Raw genomic sequence first — 1,105 nt, forward strand, 5'->3', positions numbered from 1 at the left:
TAGGCCTAGTCGCATGCCGAGGCTGAGCGGATCGTCCTCTTGATAAGTAGATGTGCTGCCAGTTTCCCTCCATGGAAATGTCACTATTCCACCGCAGTAAGTGGGGCGGTGCAGGTGGACTTGTTGAGTTTTTCTGTTGAAGCGAATCAGTAGGTGTCTGCTTGTAAATAGCTCGAGGCGTGTAAGGTGGAAACCATACCTGAGATAGAGGTAAGTGAGGCCGGCGCCAATCAAGAGTGCGAGTGTATTAAGCAGGATGAAGGGTATGTTGAACTCAGGTAGGGCGGAGATGTTGAAAACTAAAAAACCATGTGTCAGTTGTGCCCATGCATAAATAGTCGGACCTACTCCTCCGAGCGTCATAAGCGTGATCAGGCCGCGTTTTTCTTCCGACCCGCCGCAGCGCATGTCTAAATATGTTTCGTTGAAAGCGTAAATGGGACCCCGAGTATGCGGGTGCTCGCTCGCAGACTTGAAGCTAATATCAAGACCCCCGTCGCTCACGTTACGGTCAGATCTTTTATCTGGCAGGCTCCTCTGCGCATAGGCTGCATTACGGGAAGCACTTGACTCAGTGGCCATTTTCCAAAAGCCCCACTCAATCAAAAACATTAAATTACCTCGCTAAAGGCAGAGTGAAGTGCCGGGAGTTCGTCGTTTATGTCGTAGGCATCTGCGTCTTTATTAAGGCGATAAGTGCTTCGTTTGCACCATTTTTCGAGTGCGTCGTCTTCAAGGATGAGGATGATCACTGTCACGACCAGACCAAGCCAGAAGGCGCCCAAGACTAATCGTGCTAATAATAGTCGAGCTGCCTGTGTGCCAAGTTTTCCTGCAAGTACACTGGCTGAGCGACTCAGCGTATGGATGATTTTTGATCTGCTATTCTTTGATAAATGATCGAATAACGGCTTTGCAATGGCGATGGCGCTTCCTAGCTCGGCTAACGAAAGCGCTATGGTTGCCGTGGCTCGCGTTACATACGTGAAAGCTAAAATACCAGACTTGTATGCCGGGTGGCTCTTGGAGGTGCCCTGCAACTCCTTGAGATGTCTGGAACTGTCCGAATAATCCCACCACGCGAGTACCAACCCCCCGGTGCCAG

The 1,105-nt window shown here is 50.3% G+C and carries 2 pseudogenes; both read right to left on the reverse strand.

Going from position 1 to position 1,105, the window contains the following annotated elements:
• A pseudogene (locus ACF8O8_RS20040) lies at positions 1 to 612 on the reverse strand (hypothetical protein); the annotation flags it as partial.
• Positions 612 to 1,105: pseudogene (locus tag ACF8O8_RS20045) on the reverse strand (hypothetical protein); the annotation flags it as partial. The pseudogenes ACF8O8_RS20040 and ACF8O8_RS20045, both read right to left, overlap by 1 nt.

It is taken from the genome of Pseudomonas sp. TYF_14 (genome assembly GCF_043105275.1).
GTDB lineage: Bacteria > Pseudomonadota > Gammaproteobacteria > Pseudomonadales > Pseudomonadaceae > Aquipseudomonas > Aquipseudomonas alloputida.